We start from the raw sequence: 6,803 nt of genomic DNA, 5'->3' as shown, positions 1-6,803 counted from the left end.
TTGCGTGAGCACGGTATTTCGGGTCGCGCGGCGGGTCAGGGTGCGATGCAGATTTCGCCGACGTTCGTCATGACCGATGATCAGGTCGCGGAGATGGCAGCAGGGATCCTCGCAGCCCTGGGCTAGGTACCTCGTTTTCCGTTGACAGACATCGTGTTACGGAATCATTAAGCCGAAGAAAATGTTTGGGCCCTTCGCGGCGCGGTCCTCATTTCGGTCGAAACTGTCTCCAGCACTGACGATGACCCCTGCCCGCGTCATCTGCCACCATTGTTGCCAATCTCGGTGGGTGGGTTCTGGCAGATTGTCATCACGTCCAAATCTGATTGCTGCATTAGCGTTTCACTCCAGACACGGTGTTTGTGAGCTGGGGCACAAAGCATTTCGAACACCTTCCTCCTTCGCGAAAGGTCTCGTCATGCCGATCTGGACGTTGCACGGAGACGGAAAGAACATCGGACCCGGTGAAGTGGTCGCTCCCGGCGAGCGACTCAGTTGGGGAAGAACCATCGGGTTGGGTGGCCAGCATGTCGTGTCGATGTTCGGCGCGACGTTCGTCTTCCCGATCATCATGGGGCTCAATCCTCAACTTGCCGTGATGATGTCGGGCTTTTGTACGCTCTTTTTCCTGCTGGTGGTCAAAGGACGCGTCCCCAGTTACCTCGGTACGTCGGCGGCCTTTGTCGGCGGCGTTGCCGCTATTCGTGCTCAGGGTGGAACGACGGCGGAAGTGACCGGTGCGATTCTGGTGTCGGGGTTGGTTCTGGGATTCGTCGGCATCGCCATCCACTTTCTCGGCGGTGGCGTCATCAGTAAAGCGCTACCGCCGGTGGTCACCGGCGCTGTGGTGATGCTGATCGGTTTCAACCTGGCGCCCGTTGTCGCGGGGTTGTACTGGCCGCAGGACCAATGGGTGGCACTGATCGTGATGGTTGCCCTGATCGTGATGAGCGTTGCGCTACGCGGCTTCCTGGGACGTATCGCCATTCTCGTCGCGCTGGTTTTCGGCTATATCTTCTCGTGGGTCCTCGACCGGGTCTCCGGTCCGATCACGTCCGCCGGCGGTAGTGGAGCACCCACCGAGCACTTTCGTGTCAACTGGGATTCGGTGCACTCGGCGTCGTGGTTCGGGTTGCCGCCGTTCTCGGACGAAGCCAACGGAATCGTCGGTATCCACGCTCCCTTGTTCAGCCTCACGTTCATCGTTCTGGTCCTTCCCGGTGTCATCGCACTGGTCGCGGAAAACGCCGGTCACGTCAAGGCCGTCGCCGAGATCACGGGCGACGATCTCGACCCGTACATCGGACGCGCAATTGCCGGTGACGGTTTTGCCACCGCCATCGCCAGCGCAGTAGGCGGCTCTCCCACGACGACACACGCCGAGAACATCGGTGTCATGGCGGCCACTCGGGTGTACTCGACCGCCGCGTACGTGATCGCGGGTGTCATCGCGATCCTGCTCGGCTTCTCCCCCAAGTTCGGGGCGGTCGTGGCGGCGACTCCCGGCGGCGTTCTCGGCGGAATTCTTGTGGTTCTGTTCGGCATGATCGGTCTGCTCGGCGCCAAGATCTGGAAAGAGAACGGTGTCGACTTCGGGAATCCGCTGAATCTGATGCCGATCGCCGCCGGTCTGATCATCGGTATCGGCGACACGGCTCTGAAGTTCAGTGACACGTTCTCACTCGGAGGCATCGCGCTCGGCACCATCGTCTTGATCGTGATGTACCACTTCTGCCAGTTCGTCGGGTCCAGGAACCCCGAACTGAACAGGCCGGAGCCCGGCAGGCGACCGGGCTCCACGACGGGTCCGGATACGTCAGATGACGAACGGGAAGAGCCCGTGGCGCAGCTCACGTGATGCCAAGTTGAATGTATGCCAGGTATGACCCGTGACCGTTGTCACATCTGCACAAAACGTGAAGTGACTCATAGAGGCAGGATTGAGTAATGAAACCGTCGCCGCTGACTTATCACCGACCGTCCTCGGTCGAGGACGCGTGCCGAATCCTCTCCGAGGTCTCTCACGAGGGGAAGGTGCTCGCCGGTGGGCAATCGCTTGTGCCGCTGCTGTCCATGCGCCTCGCCGCGCCCGCCCACATCGTCGACATCGGATCGATCCCGAACCTCGCTTCGGTGACCTCGTCCGAAGACGAAGGAGTGCGGTTCCAGGCCCTGGCCACGCACTCGGTGCTGGCGGCCGACGAAGGTGCTCGTCGAGTTCAGCCTCTACTGAACCGTGCTCTGCAGTTGGTAGCGCACCCCACGATCCGTAACCGCGGGACGAGCGTCGGTTCCATCGTCCATGCCGACCCGTCGGCGGAGATGCCGGCAGTCCTGACACTGCTCGGCGGCAGCGTGACCGTCCAGTCGGTGCGTGGCACCCGCGAGATCGCGTCGACGGATCTCTTTGCCGGTCCTCTCGAGTCGAGCCTGGAATCGGACGAGATCGCGGTGTCGGTGTCGGTGCCCGGCGCCGAACCCGGAGTGGGGACCGCCATCGACGAGATCGCGCGTCGTCACGGTGACTATGCACTGGTCGGCGTCGTCGCCCGGATTCGCGTGGTCGACAGTCTGGTGGCCGAAGCGCACATGACGTACGTGTCCGCCGGAGAGCTGGGGCAGGTCGTGGACTACACGGACGTGCTGGCGGGGGCGTCCGCGACGGATCAGCGAGACCCGCGATGGCGCACTCTCGGAGAATGCGCCCGCGCGCAGATAGATACCGAGGCAGACATTCACGGGACGGCGGCGTACCGCTCGCAGTTGGTGTCCGCGCTCACGGCGCGGGTCGGCTTCGCGGCGGCAACGGATGCTCTCAGTGAGAACGCAGTACTGGCAGGAAAGTGGTGACAATGTCCAAAAACGATCGCTCCATCGATGATCAACTTGCCGAGTTGGCAGCAGACACCGGTGAGCACCATGTGGCCGTGACGTTCACGCTCAACGAGGTGACGAGCACCGTCGTTCTTCCCTCCCGCACTTTGGCTTCGGATGCCATTCGTCACCACCTCCGTAAGACGGGCACGCACGTCGGTTGTGAACACGGCGTGTGTGGTGCGTGCACCGTGCTGCTCGACGGAAAGCCGGTTCGGTCCTGCCTCGTCCTCGCTGCCAGCCTTGAAGGTCGATCGATCACGACCGTCGAAGGCCTCGTCGAGCCGGACGGTACTTTGCATCCGGTTCAGCAGGCGTTCAAGGATTGTCACGGTTTGCAGTGCGGATTCTGCACACCGGGATTCGTGACGACCATCGCGGCGTTTCTCGAGGAGAACCCCAATCCCACACGTGAGGAAGCAACCGACGCGATCGCGGGAAACCTCTGCCGTTGTACGGGATACCAGAACATCAGGGCGTCGGTTCTGCGCGCAGCCGAGATCAAGCGTGAACGGGCCGGGCAGTTCCCGCTCGGAATCGACGACGCGTCCACTCGGGAGGCGTTGGATCGCAAGGTGCGGGGAACGACGAATCCCGTCGGAGGACGGGCGGGTAAGGCATGAGTACTCCGGTCAAACCAGCAAAGCGCAACGGGGCGAAGCACCCCGCTTCCGATCATTCGACGGCCGATCATTCGGTTGCCGACGACGGCAAGTTCTTCGGTAAACCGATTCCGCGCGAGGAAGATACGCGTCTGCTCAGCGGTCAGGGGCGATACCTCGACGATCTGGGCCACAACGCGCTGATCGCGGCATTCGTCAGGTCGCCGCACGCTCATGCGCGAATCATCGACATCGACATCGACCAGGCGCTGGAAGTGCCTGGTGTGCATGCCATCTACACCTACGAAGATCTCCTGGCCGACACGCCGGAAATGGCGGAGAACCTGCCACTGCTCATTCCGCATCCGGGAATCATCGCTCCGCGCAACGGGTATCCCCTCGCGAAGGACGAGGTGAAGCATGTCGGCGAAGCCATCGCCATGGTGGTCGCCGACAACCGGTACATCGCCGAGGACGCTTGCGCGAAGATCGACGTCACCTACGAGGCGCTGAAGCCTGTAGTGGGGATCGACGTCGCTCGCACCGCCGCCAACGCCGTCCACGCCGACGTTCCGGACAACGTCGCCGCTCACCTGCAGCACGGGTTCGGAGATCTGGATGCCGAACTGGCCGCCGCGCCGCACCGACTGACGCTGGATCTCGAAATCGAGCGTTCAGCTTCCATGCCGATGGAGGGCAAGGGTGTCTACGCGCGCTGGGACGGCGACGAGAACACCCTCACGTTCTGGACCTCCACCCAGACCTCCACGTCCGCCCGCGCCGCAATCGCCGCGCGATTGGGGATGGCGCTGAACAAGGTTCACTGCATCGCTCCTGACGTCGGCGGTGGATTCGGCGTCAAGATCGTTCACCCGTGGCCCGAAGAAGTGATGATCACGTGGGCCGCTCGACGCCTCGGCCAGGCCGGCATCTCCTGTGAGGTGAAGTGGGTCGAGGATCGCCGTGAGCACTTCATCTCGAGCGCGCACGAGCGTGGGCAGATCCAGAAGGTCGACATCGGATTCGATGACGAGGGTCGCCTGTTGGCGTTCGACTTCACGTTCTGGCACGACAACGGTGCCTACCTGCCGTACGGGATCATCGTCATGATCAACACCGCGACGCAGGTTCTCGGGCCGTACAAGCCGAAGTCGTTCCGGGTCAACGCCTATTCGCTGTACACCAACACGGTCATAGTGACCCCGTACCGAGGTGCCGGACGTCCGCAGGCCGTGTTCGCTATGGAGCGATCCATGGACGCCATCGCCAAGTACCTGAACAAGGACAAGATCGCGGTGCGGGAGGCGAACTTCATTCGCCCCGAGGACATGCCGTACGACTTCGGCCTGATGTTCCAGGACGGACGCCCGTTGATCTACGACACGGGCGACTACCAGGCGGGCATCGACAAGCTCAAGAAGCTCATCGACTGGGACGGATTTCCCGAGTACCAGAGGAAGGCTCGCGCCGAAGGGCGGTCGGTCGGAATCGGTATCGGTGCGTACGTCGAGGGAACCGGCCCGGGACCTTACGAGGGTGCCCACGTCGTGGTCGAGACGTCCGGAAAGGTCAAGGCGGCAACAGGCTTGACGACGCAAGGCCAAGGCCATCAGACCGCGTTCGCCCAGATCGTTGCGGACGATCTCGGAGTCAAGGTCTCCGACGTCGAGATCGTCACGGGTGATACCCGCCGGTTCGGTTATGCCGTAGGCACTTTCGCCTCGCGTGGGGCGGTCATGTCGGGTTCGGCCTTCCACGTCGCGGCGCAGATGGTCGCGGAGAAGGCGAAGAAGATCGCCTCCGGAATCTTGGATCTGCCGGAAACCGAACTGGAACTCCGGGAAGGCCACGTGTGCAAGATCGGCACCGAAGCCGGTGTGGAAGGTACGTCCGTACCGCTGAGTGTTGTTGCCGTGCTGTCGAACCCGCTACGATATGCGTTCGACCGTGAGTCGAAGCTGGCCACCGGTTTCGCCAAGACCGACACGGACATGTCGAAGCCGCCGATTCCCGAGGGTGAGCAGCCCGGTCTGGAAGCAACAGGCTACTACTCGCCGCCCAGTTCCACCTTCGCTTCGGGAGTGCACGCGGCGATCGTCGAAACCGATCCCGTGACAGCCGAGATCACGGTCCGTCGTTACGTCGTCATCCACGACTGCGGAAACGTGATCAACCCCCGCATCGTCGAAGGTCAGGTCATGGGCGCCGTCGCGCAAGGTATCGGCGGCGCACTCTACGAGCGGATCGTCTACGACGAGCACGGGCAGATGCTCAACGCGTCGTACATGGACTTCTTGATGCCGTTCGTCACCGAGATGCCGGATTCGCTCGAGATGGATCACACCGTCACGCCGTCAGGGCTCAACCCACTCGGAATGAAGGGTGCCGGTGAGGCCGGTGTGATCCCCACCAGCGCCGTCATCGCGGCCGCCATCGAGGACGCCGAAGGAATCTCGATCACGTCCATGCCCATTTCACCGTCCGAACTGTTCGAACTTCGACTCGCACATGCGGGTTCGTCATCAGAGGAGAATGCATGAGAATCGCCGGCACCGCGCAGCTGACGGCACCTCGCGAAGAGGTCTACGACAAGCTCCAGGACGGTCGTGTACTGGCCGCGACCATTCCCGGTGTGCAGTCGCTCGAGCAGCTCACGGACAATCACTACAAGCTCTCCATCATGGCCGGAGTTGCGTCGATCAAGGGCGTCTACGACGGCGAGGTTGTTCTGTCGCAACAGAATCGGCCCAATTCGTTTGTCATGACGGCTTCGGGGGCTGGTGCTCCCGGCACGGTGAAGGCGGACGTCACGGTCACCTTGACGGAGAACGAGGGTGGCACGCTGCTTTCGTATGACGCCGATGCCGTGGTCGGCGGGATGGTCGGCGGCGTCGGGCAGCGCATGATCACCGGTGTAGCCAAGAAGATGGCCGGGGTGTTCTTCAAGAGCATCGACGGCGTCATTGCCAACGGCATCCCCGAGAAGGTCACTGCCGCCGTGGCGGCGGCAATACCGACAGTGGCGGTCGAAGGCGCGCCGGTGGTTTCCGGAGCTGTTGCGGCACCGGCGGTTCTTCCGGTCGCTGCACCGACAGCGGGTGGCACAGATGCTCGCACGGTGATGGTCAGCGCCGTCGTCGGCGCAGCCATTGCTTTGTCAGGTGTTGCTATAGGCGGATTCCTGGCGCGTTCTGGTTGTCGCGAGTAGTTCACTCAGGTGTCAACAGCTGATTCACGATGAGGGAAACGCCCCGAACCGACCAGGTTCGGGGCGTTTTTCACGTCCGCGTAACCCATGGAGGCGCCGGCGAAGATCCGCTCGTGATC

At 62.5% G+C, this 6,803-nt stretch carries 5 protein-coding genes and 1 pseudogene; all 6 read left to right on the top strand.

Annotation, left to right across the window (positions count from 1 at the left end):
• Positions 1 to 126: pseudogene (locus AC3WQS_RS23545) on the top strand (aspartate aminotransferase family protein); the annotation flags it as partial.
• Between the two features lie 292 nt (positions 127 to 418).
• A complete protein-coding gene (locus tag AC3WQS_RS23540) occupies positions 419 to 1,858 on the top strand; it encodes a uracil-xanthine permease family protein (protein ID WP_492712511.1) in 1,440 nt (479 codons plus the stop codon).
• Positions 1,859 to 1,947: 89 nt separating this feature from the next.
• Entirely contained in the window at positions 1,948 to 2,850 is a 903-nt protein-coding gene (locus tag AC3WQS_RS23535; protein WP_084326381.1) for an FAD binding domain-containing protein, read from the top strand.
• Positions 2,851 to 2,852: 2 nt separating this feature from the next.
• On the top strand, positions 2,853 to 3,497 hold the full coding sequence (locus AC3WQS_RS23530; protein ID WP_029256750.1) for a (2Fe-2S)-binding protein: 645 nt from the start codon (positions 2,853 to 2,855) through the stop codon (positions 3,495 to 3,497).
• Positions 3,494 to 6,016 carry an aerobic carbon-monoxide dehydrogenase large subunit gene (cutA, locus tag AC3WQS_RS23525; RefSeq protein ID WP_019746089.1) on the top strand — a complete coding sequence of 841 codons (2,523 nt, stop codon included), beginning with the start codon at positions 3,494 to 3,496 and terminating at the stop codon, positions 6,014 to 6,016. The genes AC3WQS_RS23530 and cutA overlap by 4 nt, the downstream gene beginning before the upstream one ends.
• Positions 6,013 to 6,684 (top strand): SRPBCC family protein, encoded by a 672-nt coding sequence (locus AC3WQS_RS23520; protein ID WP_492712512.1) that lies wholly within the window; start codon positions 6,013 to 6,015, stop codon positions 6,682 to 6,684. Before cutA ends, AC3WQS_RS23520 begins: the two co-directional genes overlap by 4 nt.
• Positions 6,685 to 6,803 lie beyond the last annotated feature (119 nt).

It is taken from the genome of Rhodococcus sp. FW305-130 (assembly GCF_058788335.1).
Note: the sequence above shows the minus strand (reverse complement) of the source record. Positions and strands in the feature narration are given on the sequence as shown.